The sequence below is a fragment of the Streptomyces sp. SudanB182_2057 genome (genome assembly GCF_964272715.1).
Lineage (GTDB): Bacteria > Actinomycetota > Actinomycetes > Streptomycetales > Streptomycetaceae > Streptomyces > Streptomyces rubradiris.
Map to the genome: position 1 here is coordinate 331,377 of NZ_OZ186798.1, position 21,152 is coordinate 352,528.

Sequence of the window (21,152 nt, forward strand, 5' to 3'; positions counted from 1 at the left end):
CTGCGGCGCGCGTGCCGTTTCCCGAACTAGAGGCCCAGATCGAGGGCCAGGCACGAGTAGTACTTCCATGCGCCCTCCCGGTCGTAGGAGGCGCGCGTCCCGTCGCTCGGCCCGGTCTCCACCCCCTCGGTCATCTCCTCGAAGCGGATGCGCTCGGGCAGCCTGCCGTAGCGCGCGTGCCGGGCCGCCTCGGCGGCCGCGTCGACGGTGGGTTCCTGGTTCATGGCCATGGTCCACTTCCTCGATCGTGGAAGGCGCCCCCTGTCACCCCGGGGACGACTCCAGCCTGAACCCTTTTACGTCACCAGTCAAGCCGGTGACGCATCTTTCATGGCACACACCCTGATGACACGTTCCACCGGTGTGGCCGGATTGGCCCTGCTCGACACATGCTTCAATGTGCAATGATCTGCGGCGGTCATATGCCGAACCCCTGGTGCCGACGCGCGTTCGCGGCGGCACGCAGACGAAAGGGTGGGTCACATGTTTCTCCGCAGGACGAAAATCCGCAGCGCGGCCGTCGCCGCCACCATGGCCGCGGCCCTGATCGGCCTCGGTGCCGGGGCGGCCGGGGCCGCCGGCTGGCCTCCGCTCCAGGAGGGCGGTTACCTGTATGCGGGCAGCAACGGGACCGGCGCGGTGACGACGGTCGACCTCGGCGACTTCGGCACGTGTCACACCCCGTCGGAGCCGTCCCGGTCGATCCAGATCGTCTCCGGCTCCAGCTCCGTGGTGATCTACTCCGGGACCGGCTGCACCGGCTACGCCTGGGGCAGCGGCTCGCTGGCACAGTCCAACCTTCCGTGGGCGGCGCTCAGCTACCGGGTGGTCCCGGCGTAACAGACACGTGTGTTCCGTTCACACCCGACGGCGGCAGGTGGGCAGGCCACCTGCCGCCGTCGGCGGTTCGGCTCCCGGGGATCAGACGGTGATGGTCTTGTACTCGGTGTAGGTGCCGATGCCGACCGCGCCGTACTCGCGGCCGATTCCGCTGGCCTTGAAGCCGCCGAACGGCCCGTCGAACGCGAGGGAGGCACCGTTGACGGTGACGGTGCCGGTGCGCAGGCGGCGGGCCACGGCCAGGGCGCGCTCCTCGTCGGCGGACCAGACACCGCCGGAGAGGCCGTACTCGGAGTCGTTGGCGATGCGCACCGCGTCGTCCTCGTCGTCGTAGGCGATGACGACCAGGACCGGACCGAAGATCTCCTCCCGCGCGATCCGCATGGAGTTGTCGACATCGGCGAAGACGGTGGGCGTGACGTAGTTGCCCTTCTCCAGGCCCTCGGGGATGTGCGGGCCGCCGGTGACCAGGCGGGCGCCTTCCTCGATGCCGAGCCGGATGTAGTCGCGCACGCGCTCCTGCTGGTCCGGGCGGATCATCGGGCCGATGAAGGTCTCGGGGTCGCCGGGGTCACCGACCTTCAGCGATTCCACCAGCTCCTTCACCGCGGTCACCACCTCTTCGTACCGGCTGCGGGGAGCCAGGACGCGGGTCTGCGCGACGCACGACTCGCCGTTGTTGAGCAGGGAACCGGACTTCAGGCCCGCGACCGCCTTCCCGAGGTCCGCGTCCGGCAGGATGATGGCCGCGGACTTGCCGCCCAGCTCCAGGCTCACCCGCTTCAACCGCTCTCCCGCGATCGAGGCGATACGACGGCCGGCGCGTGTCGAACCGGTGAAGGCGATCTTGTCGATGTCCTTGTGGGACACGAGGTACTCGCTGGTCTCCCGATCCGCCGGCAGCACACTCAGCACACCCTCGGGCAGGCCCACCCGCTCCATCAGCTCGGCCAGGAAGCCCATGCTCGGCGAGTTCTCCGGAGACACCTTCAGGATCACGGAGTTCCCGGTGACCAGGGCGGGGATGATCTTCGAAGTGGCCGACGAGAACGGCGAGTTCCACGGGATGACCGCGGCCACGACGCCGATCGCCTCCCGGCGCACCACGCTGCGCACCGGGGAGGCCGGATCGGAGGGGGCCAGCGTCTCTTCCCACGCGAACCCCTCCGCCGCCTTCAGGTAGGCGTTGGCCTGACGGGTCAAGCCGGTCTGCCCGGCACGGGTGAACCAGCCGGCCGAGCCGTTCTCCCTGGAGATCAGCTCCGCGATGTCCTCCGCGTTCTCCTCGCGCAGGGCGTTGAACCGGCGCAGGACAGCGATCCGCTCGGCCGGCGGGGTCAGCCGCCACACGCCCCCGTCGAAGGACTTCCGGGCGGCGGCGACCGCGCGGTCGATGTCCGCCGGCCGCGCCTGGGCGGCGCGGGCGATCACCGACCGGTCGTGCGGCGAGACGATGTCGAGCAACCGCGGGTCGCTCGGCTCGACCCAGCGACCTCCGATGTACAGCCGGTCGTAGGTGATCATCTGCTTCCCCTCTTCCGTCCGGCGCGCGTCCGGAGTGGCCGGGCGCGCCCACCAAATGTCACTTGAATGTAGCACTTACTTGAGTAAGCGACTCATTCGAGTGGAGACAAGCTCGCGCACGGCTCGGTCGCAAGACACACGTGTCGCCTGGTGCCGTCATACATAAAACAAGCCTCCAGCCCGTGCGCGGATACCCTCAGGAGTGCGTCACCTACTTGACTGGTGACGAATCACATGCGAAGGTCACCGGACACGCACGACGGAGGGGTTCCGAATGATCGACAGGCGTACTTTCAGCAAGGCCGTCGGCCTGGGCACCGGCGCGGCCACCGTGGCACTGACCGGCCCGCAGAGCCAGGCGTCCGCCACGACCGCCGCGCGGCAGCCGGGAGGCGGGGCGGCTCCCACCGTGCCCGCCGTCGCCCCCGGCACCCACACCACCTTCCCCACGCTGAAGCACGTCAAGGCGGGTGTCCTGGACGTCGGTTACGCCGAGCTCGGGCCCCACCACGGCCCGGTCGTCATCTGCCTGCACGGCTGGCCCTACGACATCCACAGCTACGTCGACGTCGCCCCGCTCCTCGCCGGCCTGGGCTACCGCGTGATCGTGCCCTACCTGCGCGGCCACGGCACCACGCGCTTTCTGTCCAGCCGCACGCCCCGCACCGCCGAGCAGTCCGCGATCGCCCTCGACATCATCGCCCTGATGGACGCGCTCAAGATCCACGAAGCGGTGCTGGCCGGCTTCGACTGGGGCTCGCGCACCGCCGACATCATCGCCGCCCTGTGGCCCGGCCGCGTCAAGGCGCTTGTCTCCACCAGCGGTTACGTCATCACCGACCGCACGGCGCAGCTGAAGCCGGCCGCTCCCGCCGTCGAGCGCAACTGGTGGTACCAGTGGTACTTCGCCACCGAGCGCGGCAAGAAGGCGATGGAGAATCCCGACGAACGCCTCGCCCTGTGCCGCTACGTGTGGACCCTCGTCTCCCCCAACTGGGACTTCGACGACGCCACGTACCAGCGCACCGCCCAGGCCTTCCTCAACCCGGACTACGCCGCCATCGTGCTCTTCAACTACCGCTGGCGCATCGGACTCGTCGACGGCGAGCCCCGCTACGACCGTTACGAGCAGCGGCTCTCCGCCCAGCCCCCCATCGGCGTCCCCACCATCACCCTGGACCCGGCCCTGGACCCCTTCACCCCGCCCGGGGACGGCTCCGCCTACCGCGGCCACTTCACCGGCCCCTACGAGCACCGCACCCTCGCGGACGTCGGCCACAACCTGCCGCAGGAGGCGCCCACCGTCTTCGCCCAGGCGGTCGTCGACGCCGCCCACCTCTGACACGCGACCCGCTGCGAAGCCGGCGGTGCGCTGCGGGTGGATCACCGAGACCGCAGCCCCGAGCAGCGAATCTCCATCCATTCGTCACCAGCGCGACTGGTGACGATTAGATCTGACACATTCGTCACCATTCAGGGCGGTGATGATCCGGCGAAGCCGGTCCGCCCACTTCCGAAACATGTGAAAGAGGTATGTCGTGGTGAGCATCAAGGGTGGGCGCAAGCGAGTGGTGACGGGTGCTGTCCCGACGCTCACGGCGGGACTCGCGCTCGGCGCGTTCGCCCTGAGCGGGACCGCCGACGGGGCGACCGGCCCCGAGGCCGCCGCCGGCGGACCGCGCGTCAAGCCGACCGTCGTCCTGGAACACGGCGCCTTCGCCGACGGCTCCAGTTGGAACGGTGTCATCGCCGACCTGCGCGCCGACGGCTACCCCGTCGTCGCCGCCGCCAACCCGCTGCGCGGCCCGGCCTCCGACGCCGCCGCCCTGCGTACGGTCCTCGATCACATCAAGGGCCCCAAGGTCCTCGTCGGCCACTCCTACGGCGGCAACGTCATCAGCGAGGCCGCCGTCGGCGACCCCGACGTCAAGGCGCTGGTCTACGTCGCCGCTTTCCTCCCGGCCCCCGGGGAGACCGCGCTGGAGCTCACCGGCAAGTTCCCCGGCTCCACGCTCTCCGACGCCCTGGACCCGGTCACCTACCGGCAGGCCGACGGCACCAGCGCCACCGACCTGTACATCCGGCAGTCCGCGTTCCGCCGCCAGTTCGCGGCCGACGTGCCCAGCGGGCAGGCCGCCCTCATGGCCGCCGAGCAGCGCCCGATCGCCCAGGCCGCCCTGGCGGAGAAGGCCACCGCAGCCGCCTGGAAGACCAAGCCCACCTGGGACATCATCACCACCGAGGACCTCAACATCCCGGCCGCCGCCCAGCGCTTCATGGCCGCGCGCGCCCACGCCCACGTCACCGAGGTGGCCGCCTCGCACTCCGTCGCCGTCTCCCGCCCCCACCTTGTCGCGGACGTCATCGAGCGGGCCGCCCGCGCCACGGTGCGCTGACCCTCCCCGGCTCCGCCGGACCGGGCCCGGACGGGTTCCCACAGCGCAGTGCCACCCCGAGCGCGGTACTGAGCGAACGGGTTCCCGCAGCCCGGTGCCGTCCGGTGCCGCCTCCGAGCGCCGTACTGGGCACGGTCGCGCGCCGGGGCGGAAAGCGCGCCGGGGCGGAAAGCCGGAGACGGTGCCCGTTCCCGGCCTCGTCGTGTCCGACCGACTGACATGTGACGGTGAATGACATGAACCCCCATGCCCGCCTGGGTGCCTTCCTCAGAGCGCGCCGGGCGCAGTTGACGCCGCGGGAGTGCGGCCTGCCCGATACCGGATCCGGCCGCAGGGTCGCCGGGCTGCGCCGCGAGGAGGTCGCCCGGCTCGCCGCGATCAGCGTGGACTACTACACCCGCCTCGAACAGGGCCGCGTCCGCGCGTCCGCCCCCGTCCTCGCCACCCTCACCCGCGCCCTCCGTCTCGACGAGGACCAGCAGAGCTACCTGTACGAGCTCGCCGGCCGCGGCGACGACCGCCCACGCCGCCGACGGCCCGCCGAGCGTCCGCGGCCCGCCATGCGCCGTCTGCTCGACCAACTCACCCATACCCCTGCCCTGGTACTCGGCGAGCGCCTGGACATCCTTGCCTGGAACCAGGCAGCGGTCGCTCTCTACACGGACTTCTCCACCCTCCCGCCCGACCGCCGCAACTACGTGGACCTGCTGTTCACCGACCCGGCCGTCCGCGGCATGCACCGGGACTGGGAACACGACGCCCGCGACGCCCTCGCCGCCCTGCGCATGGAGGCCGCGGCCGACCCGGACGATCCTCACCTGGCCCGCCTCGTCGGCGAACTGATCAGCCGGGACCCCGACTTCGGCACGTGGTGGGCGGAACACCGCGTCGTCACGGCCACCTACGGCACCAAGCGGTACCGCCACCCCCTCGTCGGCGACCTCACCCTCGACTGCGACACCTGGGCCGGCCCCGACGGCTCGGGACAACGCCTGATGGTCCTGACCGCCGAGCCGGGCACCCCCTCCCACGACGCCCTGCGCATCCTCGGCTCCTGGACCGCGCGGCCGCCCGCCCGGAACACGGCGAAGGGCGGGACTCCTCGGCAGCCCGGGCACCTCCCCCGGCAGTGAACGCGGGCGCCGGCCAAGGGGTGGCCAACGGCCCTGTGCGCCGAACCGGACGTCGTCCCCCACGGTCCGGCGCGGCGCGTACGAACTCCCCTTCGTACGCGTACCGGACCGGGCCGGCGTTCGGCCGGGGTGCTGCTCCCGGCGTCCTCTAGACTGCGGTGACCGTATGGGGACGCGCGGATCCTGGATGCGGGAACAGCAAGGCCGGCGCAAGGAACCGGGCCTCCATGCGCGGGCCGTTGGAGGCAACCCGATGACTGACCCGGACTCGACCGTCCGCCCGGCCACGCCACGGCTGGTCGGACGCGACGCGGACCTGTCGTTCATCCACTCCTTCTTCGGCAACACCGAGGTCCACGGTGCGGCCCTGCTGTTGTCGGGCGAGGCCGGGGTGGGCAAGAGCGCGGTCCTCGACGCGGTGGCGGCCGGCGCCGCGCACCAGGGCGTCCGGGTCCTGCGCGCGGCGGGTGTGCAGTTCGAGGCGGACATCGGCTACGCGGGGCTCAACCAGCTCCTCGTGCCGCTCTTCGACGAACTCGACATCCTGGACAACCCGCACCGCGACGCCCTGCGGGTCGCCGTCGGCATCGGCGGCGGGCCGCCTCCCGACCGCCTGCTGACCTCCACCGCGGTCCTGCTGCTGCTCCGGCTGATAGCCGCCGACACACCGCTGCTGCTCGTCGTGGACGACCTGCCGTGGCTGGACCGGGCGACCAACGCCGTGCTCGGTTTCGTGGCGCGGCGGCTCGTCGGCAGCCGTATCGGCTTCCTCGCGGCCTCCCGCGCGGGCTCCGACAGCTTCTTCGAGTCCAGCGGCCTGACCGAGCACCGGCTGGCACCGCTCGATGACGCGGCGTCGGCCGAGCTGCTCGCTCTGGCCCACCCCGATGTCTCCCCCGCGGTCAGGCGCCGGATCGCCGCCGAGGCACGCGGCAACCCGCTGGCGCTGGTGGAGCTGCCCGTGGCGCTCTCCGCCGAGCAGCGCGCGACCCTTGCCGCGGTGCCCACCGTGCTGCCCCTGACCGAGCGCCTGCAGGCCATGTTCGCCTCGCGCGTGGCCGGGCTGCCCGAGCGCAGCCGGGAGTTGTTGCTGATCGCCGCCCTCGACGGCACCGGTGACCTGGCCACGATCGAGGCGGCCGCGGCCGGCCGGGCCGCCCTCGACGATCTGGCCCCCGCCGAACGCGGCCGGCTGGTGACGGTCTCGGCGGACAACCGGCGGCTGTCCTTCCGGCACCCGCTGATCGGCTCCGCGGTGGTCGAGATGGCCACCGCCTCCGAACGCAGAAGGACGCATCAGGCGCTCGCCGACGCGCTCGGCGATGCGCTCGGCGACGAGCTGGAGCGGCGCGCCTGGCATCTGGGAGAGGCGGCCCGGGGCCCGGACGCGACGGTCGCGGCCCTGCTGGAGGAGGCGGCGCGGCGCCGGCTTCGCCGCGGCGACGCGCTCGGCGCGGTGACGGCGCTGACCCGGGCCGCCGGGCTCAGCCCCACGGCGGCGGACGAGAGCCGACGGCTGGCCGAGGCGGCGTACGTGGGCGTGGACTCCAGCGGTGAACTGGAGGACGCCTCGCGTCTGCTGGCGGGGGCCCGGCTGGCCCACCCCGGTACCGGGCGGCAGTCGCTGCACGCGGCGGCCGCGTCCGTGTTCCTGCTGATCAACCGGGACGGCGACATCGACACCGCCTACCGGCTGCTGGTCGGGGCGATCGAGTCCGGTGACCACGGCTACGACGCCTCCGACGAGGCCCTCGTCGAGGCCCTGCACCTGATGGTGCTGCTGTGCTGGTACGGCGGTGAGCCCGCGCTGTGGCAGCCGCTGCTGACGTTCGTGGACCGGCTCACCCCCGCACCGCCGGAGCTGCTGTGGGTCATCGTGCGGACCTTCGCCGACCCGGCGCGCACGGGTCCCTCCGCGCTGCCCCGGCTGGAGGAGCTGATCGCCACCGTCGGGGACGATCCCACCCGGGTGATCCGTGTCGGCACCGCCTCGGTCTTCGCCGACCGGCTCGGGGACTTCCGGTTCGCCACCCGCCGGCTGGTGGAGCAGGGCCGTGCCGGCACCTCGCCGGTGCGCCGGCACCTGGGCGCGCTGATGCACCTGGGCCTGGACTACTTCCACCTGGGTCGCTGGGACGAGGCCGCGGAGCTGGCCGCCGAGGGGCTCGCCCTGTGCACGGACCACGACTACCGGTTCTTCGCGTGGTACTTCCAGTACGTGCGGGCGGCCGTGGCCGCGGTACGGGGCGACGCGGAGACCGCCGCCGCGCTGACCGAGGAGATCGTCCGGTGGGCCACGCCCCGCGGGGTCCTCGGCGCGCGGTTCTTCGCCTGCCACGCCAGGGCGCTGGCCGCTGTCGGCGACGGTGACTTCGAGACCGCCTACCGGCACGCCCGCGCGCTCAGCCCGCCCGGGACCGTGGCCCCGTACGTGCCGATCGCCATGTGGGGCACCATGGACCTGGTCGAGGCGGCTCTGCGGACCGGACGGGAGCGGGAGGCGGCCGCCCACGCGGCGGCGATGCGCGCGTCCGCGATGGCCGAGCTGTCGCCCCGCCTGGAACTGCTGGTCGTGGCCTGTGAGGCGCTGACGACTCCCGGCGAGGAGTCCGTCGCCCTGTTCGAGCGGGCACTGGCCCTGCCGGGGCCGGAACGCTGGCCGTTCGACGCCGCCCGGGTCCGTCTCTTCCACGGCGAACGGCTGCGGCGGCTGCGTGCCACCACGGAGGCCAGGGAGCAGCTGACCCAGGCCATGGAGGCGTTCCAGCGGCTGGGCGCCAAGCCCTGGGTGACGCGTGCGGCGGCCGAACTGCGGGCGAGCGGCCTGTCCGCGCGGGCCTCCGTGCGGCCTGGGCCCGTGACCCTGACCGCCCAGGAGCTCCAGATCGCCACGCTGGCGGCGACGGGGCTGACCAACAAGCAGATCGCGGAGCGGCTGTTCCTGTCCCACCGGACCATCGGCACGCACCTCTACCAGATCTATCCCAAACTGGGCATCAGTTCCCGTGCCGCGCTGCGGGACGCGCTCTCCGAGCTGGGCCTCGACCGGGAGGAGTGACGAGGGGTGGGAGGCGCCGACGACTCGGGCGTCCGCTCAGTCATTTGACGTATGCCGGGTCCGTGGGCCCCGCGCACAGTGGACGCCGGAGCGGCTCTGGAGCCTTCTCCCGCGGTGGCCGTCCCCGGAGCCGCCGACGGCGACGCGAAAGGAGGACCGGATGCCCGACGCCTCGGACAGCCATCCGGACTTCCACTGGCCGTCGGGTTTCTCACCCGCGCAGGCCCACGGTTTCTGCCAGGCCGAGGTCGTCGTGCACGCCCCGCCCGCCACGGCCTTCGCCCTGCTGGCCGACGTACCGGGGTGGCCGGAGTGGGTTCCGGGCATCACCGAGGCGCGGGCCGGTCCGCTCGCCAGGACGTACGAGGTGCTGTTCCACGGGCAGCGGTTCGAGGTCTTTCTGGGAGAGCAGGTGACACCCCGTCGGCTCGGCTGGTCGGGGGTGGGCGCGGGCGTGCAGGTGTACCAGGCCTGGCTGCTCACCGCCGTCGAAGACGGCACTCACGCGGTGGTCGCGAACGTGATCCGCGGCCCTGCCGCGAAGGCCAAGAATTGCCACATCAATGTCACTGTTAGTGCACTAGCTTTCGCGTGTTTGAGGCATTAAATGCCTCAGGCTCCACATTCCACGGTTAGACTCGGTTCCGTGAGAGCCGACGCAGCACGCAACCTGGAAGCCGTCCTGACCACCGGCGCGCGCGTGCTCGCCGCCGACCCGGGCGCGAGCATCGCGAGCATCGCCGCCGAGGCCGGTGTGGACCGGCGCACCGTCTACCGCCGCTTCGCCTCCCGCGAGGACCTCCTCGCCGCCATCTACGAAGCCCGGCTGACGGCCATCGAGCAGGCCATCGAGGACGCCCGGCTGCGGGAGGCACCCGTGGCCGTCGCGCTGCACCGCTACGTCGAGAACATCATCGCCGTCAACCGCACCTGGCCCGTGGACCTCGCCCGCATGCTCGCCGACGAGCGCGTGCGGGCACGCCGTGACGCGGCCGTCCGCGAGGTGGACGCCTTCCTCGAACGGGCCACCGACGAGGGGCTTCTGCGGCCCGGGCTGCCGGAGGGGTGGGCGAGCGCACTCCTGCCGAACCTCATGCACCTGGTGTCCCGGCAGCGGCCCGAACTGAGCCCCGGCCGGGCGGCGGACGTCGTCGTCGACACGCTGCTGCACGGCCTCGGCGCCTCCTGACAGGGCGACGGGCCCTCAGCGGTCCGGGGCGGCGCGGACGCACACCCGACACCGGCTCACACGTGTTCAAGTCGCCACGCCGGGCCGGTGTGTCCCGCCGACGACATCCGGCCAGGACCGGGTCACACGTGTCCGGCCATACCCGGTATCGGAATACCCTGAAGACCTCTAGTCTTTCGCGTGAGGCCGGCACATGGCGGGGGTGGGCGGCGACCGTGACGTGTGAGCCGGTCCCGTCCAGCGGGGAAGGAAGTGGGGGACGATGGAATCGATCGCCGGGACGATCGTCGGCCGTGAGCGCGAACAGGAGGTGCTGTCCGAGTTCGTGACAGCCGCCGAGGGCCGGGCCCTCGTCCTGCGCGGCGACACGGGCGTGGGCAAGAGCGCCCTGCTGGAACACGCCGCCGCCCTCGCCGCGGGCGAGCGGCACCGAGTCGTCCGGGCGGCCGGTGTGGAGGCCGAGTCACAGCTGCCCTTCGCCGGCCTGCACCAGTTCCTCTACCCGCTGCTCCCGCACATCGACCGGCTGGACGACGGCCACCGGGAGGCGTTCGACGTCGTCTTCGGCCGCGGCGAGGGCTCACCTCCCTCGGTCATGACCCTCGGCATCGCCGTCCTCGACGTGCTCTCGCTCGCCGCGTCGCAGCAACCCGTCCTGCTGGTGCTCGACGACGGCCAGTGGCTCGACACCGCCAGCATCGAGGTGTGCGGTTTCGTGGGACGACGGCTCACCGGCAGCTCGGTGAAGCTCCTCGTCGGCCTGCGCTCCGACGTGCCCTCCGGTTTCGACACGGCCGCGCTGCCCCGACTCGCGGTGACCACGTTGTCGGAGAAGGCGTCCGAGCAGCTCCTGGACCTGCGCCATCCGGGGCTGGACCCCGTGGTCCGGCGTCTGGTGCTCGACGAGGCCCAGGGCAACGCGCTGGCCCTGCTGGAACTGCCGCCCCATGTGCTGCGCAGCGGCCTTCCGGCGGACAACCGCCAGGCCCTGTCCGGCTACACGGGCCTCCCCCTGCCCCAGCGCCTCCAGCAGGTGTACGGCGACCGCATCAGGGCGCTGGGCGACGCCGTGCGCACGGAGCTGCTGCGCGGCGCCCTGGACGGCGTCGGAGCGGGCACGGCGGCCCGGCACCCGCGTGGCACGCGCTACCGCATGCTGAACGCGGACGAGGCCGCGGCCGGCGGCCTGCTGGACGTCGATCCGCTCAGCGGCGACTTCGTCTTCCGGCACCCCTTGGTGCGCTCGACCGTCGTCCAGCTGGCGACCCCCAACGAGCGGCGCACGGCGCACGCGGCCCTCGCCCAGGTGCACCGTGAAGACGTGGAACGGCGTGCCACGCACCTGGCGGCCGCGACGGTCGACCCGGACGAGGAGGTCGCGGCGGCGCTGGAGGCGGCGGCCGAGTCGGTGACCCGGCGCGGCGGCGCCATGGTCGCCGTGTCGTGGCTGACCCGGGCGGCGGAGCTGAGCGAGCGGCCGGAGGAGCGGTCCAGGCGGCTGGGGGACGCGGCGTTCGTCGCCGGGCACGCCGGCCTGCTCGGCCAGGCCCGGCAGCTGGTCGGCTCGGGCCCCGCCCCCGGCGACGGCCACTCCCCCGCCTCGGTGGTCGCGGCCGCCTACGCGGCGCTGTACGAGGACGGGGACGTACGGTCCTCGCGGCGCCATGTCGTCGCGGCGATCGAGAACCTGCGGGACAGCGGGGTCAAGGACTCGCCCGAGGTGCTCACGCTCACGCGACTGATCAACCTGTTGCTGGCCATCGACCAGTACGCGAGCGACGAGACGGCGTGGGAGCGGACGCACGCGCTGCTCGACGGCCTGGGCGATCTGGTGCCCGCCCATTCCCGTATCTACGAGGATGCCTGGGGGGATGTGGTGCGGCGCGGCTCCGGTGTGCGCGAGCGGGTGGAGAACGCCTTCGCCGCCCTGCGCGATCCCGAGCCGTGGGACATCACGCGGCTGGGCGTCGCCGCCTATCACGTGGACGTCCTCGGCCAGTACCGGCCCCTGCTGGAGCGCGCGTTGGACCGTGAGTCCGGGACGGGAGCCATGGCGACCAGCATGACGATGCTGCACCAGATCATGCTGGACCAGATGGCGGTCGGCGAGTGGGACGAGGCCGAGCGGACCGGGCAGCGGTGCCTGGACCTGGCGACGTCCCATCGCCACATGCTGTTCGCGCACCACGCCCGGGCATATCTCGGCCTGCTGGCCGCGATGCGCGGCCAGAGCGACCGCGCCCGCATGCTCCAGGCGACCGTCGACGCCTGGGCCCGGCCGCGCGGCGTCGGCTTCCTCACCCAGATCGCCGACGCCACCGGCGCAGCCACCGCCCTCACCGAAGGCGACTACGAAGCCGCCTACCTCCACGCCATCGGCATCACGTCCCCCGGCACCTTCACCCCCTACGCCCATCAAGCCCCCCGCACCCTCCTCGACCTCGTCGAAGCGGCCCTGCACACCGGCCGCCACGAAGAAGCCCGCACCCATGCCCTCGCCGCCCGGCAGGCCCGGCTCCCCGACATCTCCCCCCGCCTCGCCGTCGTCACCCACGGCGCCCTCGCGATGACCGCCACCGATCCCGCGGAAGCCGACCACCACTACCACCGGGCCGAAACCCACCCCGCCGCCGCCTCCTTCCCCTACGAACTCGCCCGGATCCGCCTCGCCCACGGCATCCACCTGCGCCACGCCCACGGCCGCAAAGCCGCCCGTCTCCCCCTCACCCTCGCCACCGAGACCTTCGAACGCCTCGGTGCGCCCGCCTGGGCCGAACGCAGCCGTGCCGAACTGCGGGCCGCCGGAGCGCCCCCGCTCGCCTCCTCGGCACACCTGGCGACGCTGACCTGGCAGGAGCGCCGGATAGCGGGCCTCGCCGCCGGCGGTCTGACCAACAAGGAGATCGGCGCGCGTATGCACCTGTCGCCGCGCACGGTCAGCTCACACCTGTACCGGGTGTTCCCCAAGCTGGGCATCACCTCGCGTGCCGCACTGCGCGACGCCCTGGGCAAGCTGCCCAACGGCCAGGACGCCTGACAGCGGCAGGCGGCGGTGCCCGGCGTCCCGGGGTTCCGCGCGCGGGCCGCGGTGTGTCAGCCCTGCGGGGCGTGGGCCCGGATGCCGTGCTCGTCCAGCCAGCCGAGCACGTAGTCGGCGACGAAGCGCCATCCGCTGTCGACGACCAGGGAGTGGCCCCGGTCCGGGAACTGCTTCAGGTCGGTGACGGCGGTGGTGTCGCCGTACTGCTTGTACACCGCGCGCGTGGCCTCGTCCGGTACGAGTCTGTCCTCCTGTCCGGAGATCAGCAGGAGCGGGCCGCGTGCCGCGTTCCCGACGTCCGCCACGGCGCGCGGGCTGCGGGGAACGCCCGCGCACCCGAGGTCGGCGAGCAGACGGCGCGGTGCCGGGACGGCGTAGCGGTCGTAGAGCCGGCCGGACTCCTCCGCTTCGAGTGTGCCGGCGAAGACCTGGTGGAACTGTTCCCTGGACAGGGTCACCAACTCCTCCTCGGCGGGGCCGCACCGGCCGGGCGGCGGCAGTCGGCCGGGCGACGCGGGCAGCGGGACGTCGTTGATCGGGGCGGGGGCGATGGCGACGGCGGCACGGCCGACATCGGCGGCGACGAGGTGCTGCGCGATGAGCCCGCCGACCGAGTGTCCGACGATCACCGGCGCGACATCGAACGACCGCACGATTCCGGCGTAGTGCTCGATCAGCGCGTCCAGCCCGACACGACCGAGCGGCTCCGGTGACGCGCGCACGTCCGGGGCGGTCGGGGCCTCCCCCGGCCAGCCGGGCGCGAGGGCGAGGAAGCCCATGCCGGTGAAGCGCGCGACCCACGACTCCCAGCAGCGCGCGTGCAGCCACACGCCGTGGATGAAGACGACGGGAGTACGTTTCACGACTGGCTCCTCCGAGCACGACGACCATTGGCACCGGGGCACCGGCGGCTGTCCCAGCATCGTTCAGGCAGGGGCCGGGGACGACAGTCGAATGACTTAATGTCGGCGGCCCCCGGCGCGCGCGGCCCGAACCGGCCCCAGGGGCCCCGGAGATGGCGTGCCGAAGCGGACGGCGGCCCGCCCCGGCGGACTCCGGTCAGGGCGAGGACCGACACGGCAGGTCGTGTTCGACGGTCAAGTTACTTATGCACGGGGATCCCACGCGGACGAGAGTGGGCCGGGCCAGCTTCCGCAGCAGGGGAGGATCCACCCGTCATGAGCGGCAACCAGCCAGGTGTACAGGACCGCCGGACAGCACCGCACGGTCGTCGGCGGCTGTCCTTGGACATCAAGCGCGTGCTGGGCGTCTCGGCCCGGCAGGCGGTCAGGGCCGAGTTCCGGTACGACCCGGCACTGCCCCTGACCGTCTCGGTGGAGCTCCGCGTCGAGGACGGCCCGCGGGTCCTGTGGCGGATCGGGCGGGACCTCCTGCGGCAGGGGCTGTACACGATGAGCGGCCTCGGCGACGTCCAGATGTGGCCGTCGAGCCTGGAGGGCGGGGCCACGGCGCGGCTCCAACTGGCCTCGGGGGACATGGCGGCGCTGTTCGAACTGCCCGTACCGCCGCTGGCGGCGTGGCTGGAGCACACCTACGCACTCGTACCGGCGGGTCAGGAGCTCGCCGGGGTCGACTGGGACGCCACCGCCACGGACCTGCTGCACGGCCCGACTTGCCCGGAATGAGCACCGGTGGAGGCCCCGAGAACCGCTCGACGCGTCACCGCCTTGACGGGTGACGCAAAGGATTGCCATGATGTCGTCACCACCTCAACCGGTGACGCCTGAAGTGTCCCGAAAGGGAGGTGGGCGAAGACCTATGCGAACCAGATGGGGAGCCCCAGTCATGGCAGTCAGCTACACAGCCGTCGTCGACGTCGACGGAGAGGGCCGCAATGGCGGCCACGCCCGCTCTTCCGACGGCCTTCTGGAGACGGGCCTCGCCCTCCCCAAGGAACTGGGCGGCGCCGGCACCGCGACCAACCCCGAGCAACTCCTGGCCGCCGGCTGGGCCGCGTGCTTCCTCGGCGCCCTGCGCCGCGCCGCCACGACCCGCGGGATACGGCTGACCAGTACCCGCATCACCGCCGAGATCACCCTCACCCACGGCGACGACGGTGAGTTCTCGCTCTCCGCGGCCCTCAGCCCGGTCCTCGGCGGCGTCGACCAGGCCACGGCCGAGGAACTGACGCGGACCGCGCACCAGATCTGCCCCTACTCGAAGGCCACGCGCGACAACATCCCCGTCGTCCTCAACGCCACGGCTGCCGCCTGACCCTCTGACGGCGGGTCCCGTGTTCCTTCCCCCGGCACGGGACCCGCTCCCTCCCCTCCCGCACACCCGCACCGTCCACCGAAGAGCGAGGGCAGGACGTTGGCCTCCATGGCACACCCATCCGGGCGGAAGACCGGACATCGCCGCTCCGTCCCCACATCAGCACCATCACTGCCTGAAGCGGTGACCTCCGTCCGTGGCAGATCGGATGGCATCCACGGCCGGACCGCTGCCGGCTCCGGCGAGCGGCGGGCCGGGGCCTCGGGAGCCCCTCAAGGGCCTGAAGGGCCGGACGCCACGCAGGTGTGGAGCTGGTCGGCGAGCGTGGCGCTGTCCGGGTTCGGCCCGACGGCCTCGGACTTCCTGTGATCCGGGTCCCAGACCGGGCCGGGACGTCGCCGTCGGCACATGTCGTGGTCCCGGCGTGTGTCAAGGCGGCGACGAGGCTCAGCCGACGGGACGAGCGGATGAGTGTCAGTCGCCGTCGCCCGTCGCGCCCTTGCCCGGCCGGACCAGGGTGTACATGACGGAACGCTCCTGCTTGTGACGCCGGATGCGGCCCTTGGCCACCAGGGACTCAAGGGTGTTCCGCACGACCTGAGGCGTCGGGTCGCGGTCGGGGTACTTCTCCAGGAGCTCGTCCCGCAGATCCTTCGCCCGGCGCGGCTCCTTGTACTGACCGAGCAGCTCGGCGAGCAGGTCGCCGAGCAGGGGCTGACGCGGCTTCCCCTTCGCGCCGGCCTTCGCCGCCCTGCCCGCCCGGGCGGAACCCGCCGGTGACGAGCGCCGCGAGGCGGCCCGGGGGGCGGGCTTCGACTTCGCGACGACGGGCTCGTCCTGCATCTGCTCGGGCAGACGGGAGGGGTCCGCGAACCCTTCGTACCGCTCGGCGAGGCTCAGGATGTCCTTCAGGAGGGCCTCCTGCTGTTGCAACACCTTGATCCGCTCTGTCAGCTCCTGCTGTAGGCGGCGGTTCTCCTCCAGGTCCGATGCGGCCTGTACCACGTACCGCGACCGGAGCGTGGCGGCCGACTCGCTCGTCACAACCGTTCACTCCCTCGATATGGACGACGTTGCGCATGGTACCCACGCCGAGGCTCCCACTGCGGACAAGTGTCGACCAGACGGTTCCCCGGGCTGGTTTTCCGGCCCTGCCTCCAACGCACGCATGAACAGGGTGCCCGGCGGGTGTGTGGCCGAACCGCACACGCCCGCCCTGCCGCCCGGCACACCGCGGGTTCACACGCGGCATGTCGCACGTGACATATGCGGTCGCGGCGGACGCGCCCGGCACCCGGCCTCCGACTCGCCTCACTACACAGAACCAGGATGGTTCATCACGCCATGGCTACCCCCCTCACCGCCGTATCCCGATCCGACCTGCTCGGCGTCATCATGAGGGAGCACCGCGAGGGTCTCGTCTCGTACGCCGAGAAGATGCTGGGTGATCGCGGACTCGCCGAGGACATCGCGCAGGAGGCCGTCATCCGCGCCTGGCGGAGCATGGACCGCCTGCTCGGGATGGAGGGATCCGTGCGGGGCTGGCTCTTCACCGTGACCCGGCACCTGGTCATCGACTGGGTGCGCAAGCCCCACGCCCGCAGGGAGGTTGTCGGGGACGCCCACAACGATCCGATGCCGGGTGCCGACGGCACCGGGGCAGTGCACGACCGTCTCGTGGTCCGGCCGCTCCTGCGCAAGCTGTCCGCCGAACACCGCGCGGTACTGGTGCACATCTACCTGTGCGACCGCACCATCCAGGAGACCGCCGGCATCCTCGGAGTACCGGTCGGCACCGTCAAGAGCCGTCAGCACAACGCCCTGCGCAAGCTGCGTGCCGTCGTACGGCCCGAGGCGGCCTGAACGGCCTCCGGATCCCGGTCTTCCGGGCGCCCGACGTTCGTGTGAACCCGGGGACCCGCCCCGGCCGTGTACTGACTGACCCAGTGACACGGCAGACCCTCCTGATTCCGGCGGGCCGTCGTGTCACACCTCTGACCGGAAGGACGGCCATGCTCGTTCGTTCCCTCACGGCTCTCGCCTGCGGCGCTGTCGCGGCCCTGACTCTCGGCGTCTCCCCCGCCTCGGCGGCGCCGGCCGCGAGCTGCGACGGTGCCCTCGTGCTCTGGGACAACATCAACTACAACGGCACCCACATCTGCTTCGCCTCCTGGGAATCGGAGAGCGACCTCGGCAAGGTCGCGGCGCTTCCCAGCGGGAGCATGCAGGACAAGACCTCGTCGGTGCAGAACTTCACCGGCTCGGCCTTCTGCCTGTACGTCGACAACAACTATTCGGGCGACCGGTTCACGGTGGAAGCGCACACCTCGATCGTCGACATGAGGGTCCCGAACCCCTACTGGAACGACAAGATCAGCTCAGTGCGGCCCGGCGCCTGCTGACGGTTTCTGCCGCGTGACCGACACTGTGGCCCGCCGGTCCGGTCCGGCGGGCCACAGTCGCGCCCGGCTCGGTCGCCCGCGCGCCGAGCGGCGGCGGGGCCCTGCCGGACCCGCTCTAGTAGGTGGTCACCAGGGGCTTGGTCGCGTCGACCACGTAGGTGGAGAGCATCATCGTCGTGACCGTGCCGACGTTGCGGGCGTTGTGGATCACGCCGTCGGGGATGAAGAACGGGTCGCCCGTGCGCAGCCGCAGCGGCGGCCGGTCGTCGAACTCCATCAGGACGTCACCCCGGATGATGTAGCCCACCTCGATGCCCGGGTGGCTGTGCCGGCCCGACTCCTTGTGCCGGGGGATCTGCACGAGCGTCTGCACGGCTTCCCAGCCCTCGGCGGGCGAAGGATGCTCCTGGAGCAGGGTACGGGTCACCCCCGCGGTCGGATCGGAGTCAGCGGGGAGACGGGCCGGCCCGGCCGCGGTGGCGGGGGTCGGCAGGGCCGCGGCACCGAGGGCCCCGGCCGCGGCGGCGCCGCTCGCACGGAGCAGCTGGCGTCGGTCGAACGTCATAGGTGTGTCCTCACTCGTGTAGGGCGGACGTGTGCCGCCCGCTAAGGGGTGTCGATCTCGTACATGGCGGCACCGTCCAGGTACCGCACGGTGTTCAGGTCGCGTCGCAGTACCGCCTCCACGGGGTGCCGCAGGCTCAGGACGACGGGATACTCGAGGTCCCACGTGGTGGCCGCGATCTCCTCGCCCGGCCGGACCAGCAGCGTCAGTTCGCGCACGCTCTCCAGCTTCCGCACCTCGTCGAGGGCGCGGTAGCGCACCAGACGACCGGACGCGGGTGACACCAGGGCCGCCCATGCGGCGGCGGTCCTGCGCCGGTACGGGGTGCCGGACCGGGCGAGGAATCTGCGCGGTCTGACATAGGCGTCGACGGCCCACTCCAGCTGGCCCTCGCCGATGGCGTCCGCGACGTGGTACGGCAGCCCGGACGGCCGGGCACCGGCCTCCACCAGCCGGGGCCCGTCCGGCGTCAGCTTGATCTCCAGGTGGGCGGGGCCGTGGCGGACACCGAGGGCGTCCAGCACCCGGAAGGCGTAGGGCACCAGTTCGCCGGTGCACGGGTCGTCACCGTCCAGCAGGATCTGCGCGACGACCAGGTCCCGGACGCCGTTGGCCGTGACGCGGTCCGTGCTCCAGACGTCGGTGACGGTGTGCACACCCTCGCAGCTCACCGTGTTGACGATGTACTCGGCGCCGACGAGATACTCCTGGGCGACCACTTCGGTGATCCGCTCGCCGAGCGCCGACGTCTCGTTCCGGAGGGCCGCGAGCGCGGCGGCCGACTCGTCGGGCGCGTCGCAGAACCGCACGCCGTGGCCCAGGGCGCCGCGCAGCGGCTTCACCACGGCACTCCTGCCCAGGTCCGCGTGCCAGGCGCGCAGCTCCGCCTCGTCGCCGGTGCGCAGTTGCCGCATCGCGGGCACGCCCGCCGCCCGGACGCGCTCGATCTGGAGGTACTTGTCGCGCCGGGTCGCACTGAGCGCCGTGCCGTTGGACGGCAGCCCCAGCCGCTCCGACAGGGCGTCGGCCAGCTCCACCCCCGACTCCCGGCCGGGCAGCACGGCGACAGGCCGCAACCTCTCCAGTCTCCCGGTCAGGTCGTCGAGGTCCCCCTCGTCGAACAGCGTGTGGCTGAACCTCGCCGGGTCCACGGGAGCGACTCCCGGCAGCAGGTCCGGCGTGCTGCGGACGTGGATCACCGAGCCGCCGACCGCGGCGAAGGCGTCCACATAGCGGTGCGACGTGCCGAAGGCGTCCACGACTGCCACCTGGAAGCCGGGCATACGGTGTTCCTTTCGCGGGTGGGTGCCTGGGGAGGCACCAGGCGGGGCGGGACGGTGCGTTGTCCGTGCGTGGGGCCGTCCCGGTGGCGGTGCGCGGTCAGTCCGTGACCGGGCCGAGGGCCTCGGCGACGCGGCGGCGTGCCCGCAACAGCCGGTGCACGGCGTTCGTCAGGACGTTGTGCACGCTGAAGCCGGATGTGCCCAGCTCGTCGCCCCGGCCGCCACCCGGCCCGGCGCCGCCGAGGAAGTCCCGTTCGCCGTCCTGGGCGAGGATGCCGCGCCGGGTGGGCCTCGCGGAGGGGTCGAACGCCTCCGGTATCGCCTTCCTGGTGACGCCCAGGTGCACCATGCGGAAGTCCACGAACGTGTCGATCACGCCGAGCAGCGCGACGGCGGCGCGGCGGTCGGGTTTCAGACGGCCGTCGAGCACCGCCTGTACGACGTTGTCGCCGGCGCGGGACCGTTCGCGCCACTCGGAGACGACGGGCCGCGACCACGCCGGGAAGTACGCCAGGGACTGGTCGAGGTACAGCTCGTACAACGGGGTCGGTGCCAACAGCGCCAGTTCCAGCAGTTGCACGCTCGGCATGAACGCGCCGCTCGCGCCGCGGGCACCGCTCGGATGGCTCATGTGATAGCGGCGGAACGCCTGGAACGCCTCCCTGGGCAGCCTGCCGTACTGCGCCATGTACCGCCGGAAGTCGTCGAGGCCCCGCAGCGCCTCCTCCAGCGCGGCGGCCGGGTCCACGGCGTCCGGCTCCAGCACCAGTGAGCCCAGGCGGTCGAAGGCGCCGCGCGCCGCCGGTTCCGCCAGATGGTGCCCGAGGTAGAAGTCGCGTTCCAGGCGCCCGAGTTCGCCCTCGGAGAAGACCCTGATGTGCCCGGTGCCCTCCCACTCGGCGCAGTTGACGTCGATGAGGAGTTCGTAGCTCATGTGCGGGTCGAGCGAGGGATACCGGTCGCACTGCGCCGCCAGGGCCGCCAGCAGCGGGCGGGGGAAGGCCGTCGGGCCCGCCGGGAGGTATCCGTTGAGCATGAACAGCAGGTCGAGCTGGACCAGGCGCGCGGAGGACGGATCGGTGGCGAGCGGTCCGTCCTCCGCGCCGGCCTCGCGCAGCACGCGGCACTGCTCCGCCGCGAGCTGTTCATACGTGCTGCGGCCCTGGGCGACGGCGGCCAGGTCGGCCGGCAGCCGGTTCAGCACATAGGGCCCGAGCGGGGAACGTAACAGGGAACCCGCGTCCCGCTCGGGGCCGCGTGGCGGACGCTCCGGCGGTTCGTGACGGGCCGTATGCCCCTGCGGGGAGAACAGGTCTTCCTTCTTCACCTTCGCCTCCATGGTGCGGGCACGTCTCATGAGGGGAACGAGACCGCGGGAGGAAAAGGTTCATCGGACACCGGAAAACACGTGTGAAGTGCGGGACGCAAACATGTGCACAGCGTGTGTGCCGAGCCGCCGCGCGCCGCGACCGGCACCTGATGGGGTG

Annotated in this window: 19 protein-coding genes; 12 read left to right on the forward strand and 7 right to left on the reverse strand. The window is 72.2% G+C overall.

The genetic code is table 11. The features are described from left to right. Positions 1 to 26 precede the first annotated feature (26 nt). The gene (locus ACSURM_RS01170; RefSeq protein ID WP_436960870.1) at positions 27 to 224 is read right to left on the reverse strand and encodes a hypothetical protein; all 198 of its coding nucleotides are present in this window, start codon (positions 222 to 224) and stop codon (positions 27 to 29) included. 259 nt (positions 225 to 483) lie between these two features. Here ACSURM_RS01170 and ACSURM_RS01175 point away from each other — a divergent pair, with 259 nt between their 5' ends. After that, on the forward strand, positions 484 to 840 hold the full coding sequence (locus ACSURM_RS01175; RefSeq protein ID WP_436952542.1) for a hypothetical protein: 357 nt from the start codon (positions 484 to 486) through the stop codon (positions 838 to 840). An 81-nt stretch (positions 841 to 921) separates the two neighbouring features. On the opposite strand, the gene ACSURM_RS01180 is transcribed toward ACSURM_RS01175, so the two are convergent. Further along, on the reverse strand, positions 922 to 2,364 hold the full coding sequence (locus ACSURM_RS01180; protein ID WP_436952544.1) for an aldehyde dehydrogenase: 1,443 nt from the start codon (positions 2,362 to 2,364) through the stop codon (positions 922 to 924). 274 nt (positions 2,365 to 2,638) lie between these two features. Here ACSURM_RS01180 and ACSURM_RS01185 point away from each other — a divergent pair, with 274 nt between their 5' ends. The 7 genes from ACSURM_RS01185 (at position 2,639) to ACSURM_RS01215 (ending at position 13,177) form a co-directional block, all read left to right on the forward strand. Continuing rightward, positions 2,639 to 3,706 (forward strand): alpha/beta fold hydrolase, encoded by a 1,068-nt coding sequence (locus tag ACSURM_RS01185; protein WP_436952546.1) that lies wholly within the window; start codon positions 2,639 to 2,641, stop codon positions 3,704 to 3,706. A gap of 196 nt (positions 3,707 to 3,902) precedes the next feature. Next, positions 3,903 to 4,760, forward strand: a complete 858-nt coding sequence (locus ACSURM_RS01190) for an alpha/beta fold hydrolase (protein ID WP_436952548.1) — start codon at positions 3,903 to 3,905, stop codon at positions 4,758 to 4,760. A 236-nt stretch (positions 4,761 to 4,996) separates the two neighbouring features. Continuing rightward, the gene (locus ACSURM_RS01195) at positions 4,997 to 5,893 is read left to right on the forward strand and encodes a helix-turn-helix domain-containing protein (RefSeq protein ID WP_436952549.1); all 897 of its coding nucleotides are present in this window, start codon (positions 4,997 to 4,999) and stop codon (positions 5,891 to 5,893) included. A gap of 253 nt (positions 5,894 to 6,146) precedes the next feature. Further along, a complete protein-coding gene (locus tag ACSURM_RS01200) occupies positions 6,147 to 8,951 on the forward strand; it encodes a helix-turn-helix transcriptional regulator (RefSeq protein WP_436952551.1) in 2,805 nt (934 codons plus the stop codon). 160 nt (positions 8,952 to 9,111) lie between these two features. Next, positions 9,112 to 9,558, forward strand: a complete 447-nt coding sequence (locus tag ACSURM_RS01205) for an SRPBCC family protein (protein WP_436952552.1) — start codon at positions 9,112 to 9,114, stop codon at positions 9,556 to 9,558. 93 nt (positions 9,559 to 9,651) lie between these two features. Beyond that, entirely contained in the window at positions 9,652 to 10,140 is a 489-nt protein-coding gene (locus ACSURM_RS01210) for a TetR/AcrR family transcriptional regulator (RefSeq protein WP_436960872.1), read from the forward strand. Between the two features lie 262 nt (positions 10,141 to 10,402). Then, positions 10,403 to 13,177 carry an AAA family ATPase gene (locus ACSURM_RS01215; protein WP_436952554.1) on the forward strand — a complete coding sequence of 925 codons (2,775 nt, stop codon included), beginning with the start codon at positions 10,403 to 10,405 and terminating at the stop codon, positions 13,175 to 13,177. A 56-nt stretch (positions 13,178 to 13,233) separates the two neighbouring features. Here ACSURM_RS01215 and ACSURM_RS01220 read toward each other — a convergent pair whose 3' ends face one another. Next, positions 13,234 to 14,043 carry an alpha/beta hydrolase gene (locus ACSURM_RS01220; RefSeq protein WP_436952556.1) on the reverse strand — a complete coding sequence of 270 codons (810 nt, stop codon included), beginning with the start codon at positions 14,041 to 14,043 and terminating at the stop codon, positions 13,234 to 13,236. 315 nt (positions 14,044 to 14,358) lie between these two features. On the opposite strand from ACSURM_RS01220, the gene ACSURM_RS01225 reads away from it, so the two are divergent. Both ACSURM_RS01225 and ACSURM_RS01230 read left to right on the forward strand, forming a co-directional pair. Next, positions 14,359 to 14,826, forward strand: a complete 468-nt coding sequence (locus ACSURM_RS01225; protein ID WP_436952558.1) for an SsgA family sporulation/cell division regulator — start codon at positions 14,359 to 14,361, stop codon at positions 14,824 to 14,826. Positions 14,827 to 14,986: 160 nt separating this feature from the next. After that, entirely contained in the window at positions 14,987 to 15,415 is a 429-nt protein-coding gene (locus ACSURM_RS01230) for an Ohr family peroxiredoxin (protein ID WP_436952560.1), read from the forward strand. Positions 15,416 to 15,889: 474 nt separating this feature from the next. Here the strand turns inward: ACSURM_RS01230 and ACSURM_RS01235 are convergent, their stop codons facing one another. Further along, positions 15,890 to 16,459 carry a hypothetical protein gene (locus tag ACSURM_RS01235; RefSeq protein ID WP_436952562.1) on the reverse strand — a complete coding sequence of 190 codons (570 nt, stop codon included), beginning with the start codon at positions 16,457 to 16,459 and terminating at the stop codon, positions 15,890 to 15,892. 300 nt (positions 16,460 to 16,759) lie between these two features. Here ACSURM_RS01235 and ACSURM_RS01240 point away from each other — a divergent pair, with 300 nt between their 5' ends. Both ACSURM_RS01240 and ACSURM_RS01245 read left to right on the forward strand, forming a co-directional pair. Beyond that, positions 16,760 to 17,278, forward strand: coding sequence for a sigma-70 family RNA polymerase sigma factor (locus tag ACSURM_RS01240; RefSeq protein WP_436952564.1), 519 nt, complete (start codon positions 16,760 to 16,762; stop codon positions 17,276 to 17,278). A 149-nt stretch (positions 17,279 to 17,427) separates the two neighbouring features. After that, entirely contained in the window at positions 17,428 to 17,817 is a 390-nt protein-coding gene (locus tag ACSURM_RS01245; RefSeq protein ID WP_436952566.1) for a peptidase inhibitor family I36 protein, read from the forward strand. A 115-nt stretch (positions 17,818 to 17,932) separates the two neighbouring features. On the opposite strand, the gene ACSURM_RS01250 is transcribed toward ACSURM_RS01245, so the two are convergent. The 3 genes from ACSURM_RS01250 to ACSURM_RS01260 form a co-directional block, all read right to left on the reverse strand. Next, on the reverse strand, positions 17,933 to 18,382 hold the full coding sequence (locus tag ACSURM_RS01250) for a cupin domain-containing protein (protein WP_436952567.1): 450 nt from the start codon (positions 18,380 to 18,382) through the stop codon (positions 17,933 to 17,935). Positions 18,383 to 18,423: 41 nt separating this feature from the next. Continuing rightward, entirely contained in the window at positions 18,424 to 19,665 is a 1,242-nt protein-coding gene (locus tag ACSURM_RS01255; RefSeq protein ID WP_436952569.1) for an ATP-grasp domain-containing protein, read from the reverse strand. Between the two features lie 97 nt (positions 19,666 to 19,762). Beyond that, a complete protein-coding gene (locus ACSURM_RS01260; RefSeq protein ID WP_436952571.1) occupies positions 19,763 to 21,022 on the reverse strand; it encodes a hypothetical protein in 1,260 nt (419 codons plus the stop codon). Positions 21,023 to 21,152: the final 130 nt, after the last annotated feature.

Bases quoted from the DNA above. Each gene is read 5' to 3' on its own strand.
- ACSURM_RS01185 (WP_436952546.1), top strand. From the start codon at position 2,639: ATGATCGACAGGCGTACTTTCAGCAAGGCCGTCGGCCTGGGCACCGGC.
- ACSURM_RS01205 (WP_436952552.1), top strand. From the start codon at position 9,112: ATGCCCGACGCCTCGGACAGCCATCCGGACTTCCACTGGCCGTCGGGT.
- ACSURM_RS01230 (WP_436952560.1), top strand. From the start codon at position 14,987: ATGGCAGTCAGCTACACAGCCGTCGTCGACGTCGACGGAGAGGGCCGC.
- ACSURM_RS01245 (WP_436952566.1), top strand. From the start codon at position 17,428: ATGCTCGTTCGTTCCCTCACGGCTCTCGCCTGCGGCGCTGTCGCGGCC.
- ACSURM_RS01200 (WP_436952551.1), top strand. From the start codon at position 6,147: ATGACTGACCCGGACTCGACCGTCCGCCCGGCCACGCCACGGCTGGTC.
- ACSURM_RS01175 (WP_436952542.1), top strand. From the start codon at position 484: ATGTTTCTCCGCAGGACGAAAATCCGCAGCGCGGCCGTCGCCGCCACC.
- ACSURM_RS01240 (WP_436952564.1), top strand. From the start codon at position 16,760: ATGGCTACCCCCCTCACCGCCGTATCCCGATCCGACCTGCTCGGCGTC.
- ACSURM_RS01250 (WP_436952567.1), bottom strand. From the start codon at position 18,382: ATGACGTTCGACCGACGCCAGCTGCTCCGTGCGAGCGGCGCCGCCGCG.
- ACSURM_RS01170 (WP_436960870.1), bottom strand. From the start codon at position 224: ATGAACCAGGAACCCACCGTCGACGCGGCCGCCGAGGCGGCCCGGCAC.
- ACSURM_RS01260 (WP_436952571.1), bottom strand. From the start codon at position 21,022: ATGAGACGTGCCCGCACCATGGAGGCGAAGGTGAAGAAGGAAGACCTG.
- ACSURM_RS01215 (WP_436952554.1), top strand. From the start codon at position 10,403: ATGGAATCGATCGCCGGGACGATCGTCGGCCGTGAGCGCGAACAGGAG.
- ACSURM_RS01255 (WP_436952569.1), bottom strand. From the start codon at position 19,665: ATGCCCGGCTTCCAGGTGGCAGTCGTGGACGCCTTCGGCACGTCGCAC.
- ACSURM_RS01195 (WP_436952549.1), top strand. From the start codon at position 4,997: ATGAACCCCCATGCCCGCCTGGGTGCCTTCCTCAGAGCGCGCCGGGCG.
- ACSURM_RS01180 (WP_436952544.1), bottom strand. From the start codon at position 2,364: ATGATCACCTACGACCGGCTGTACATCGGAGGTCGCTGGGTCGAGCCG.
- ACSURM_RS01225 (WP_436952558.1), top strand. From the start codon at position 14,359: ATGAGCGGCAACCAGCCAGGTGTACAGGACCGCCGGACAGCACCGCAC.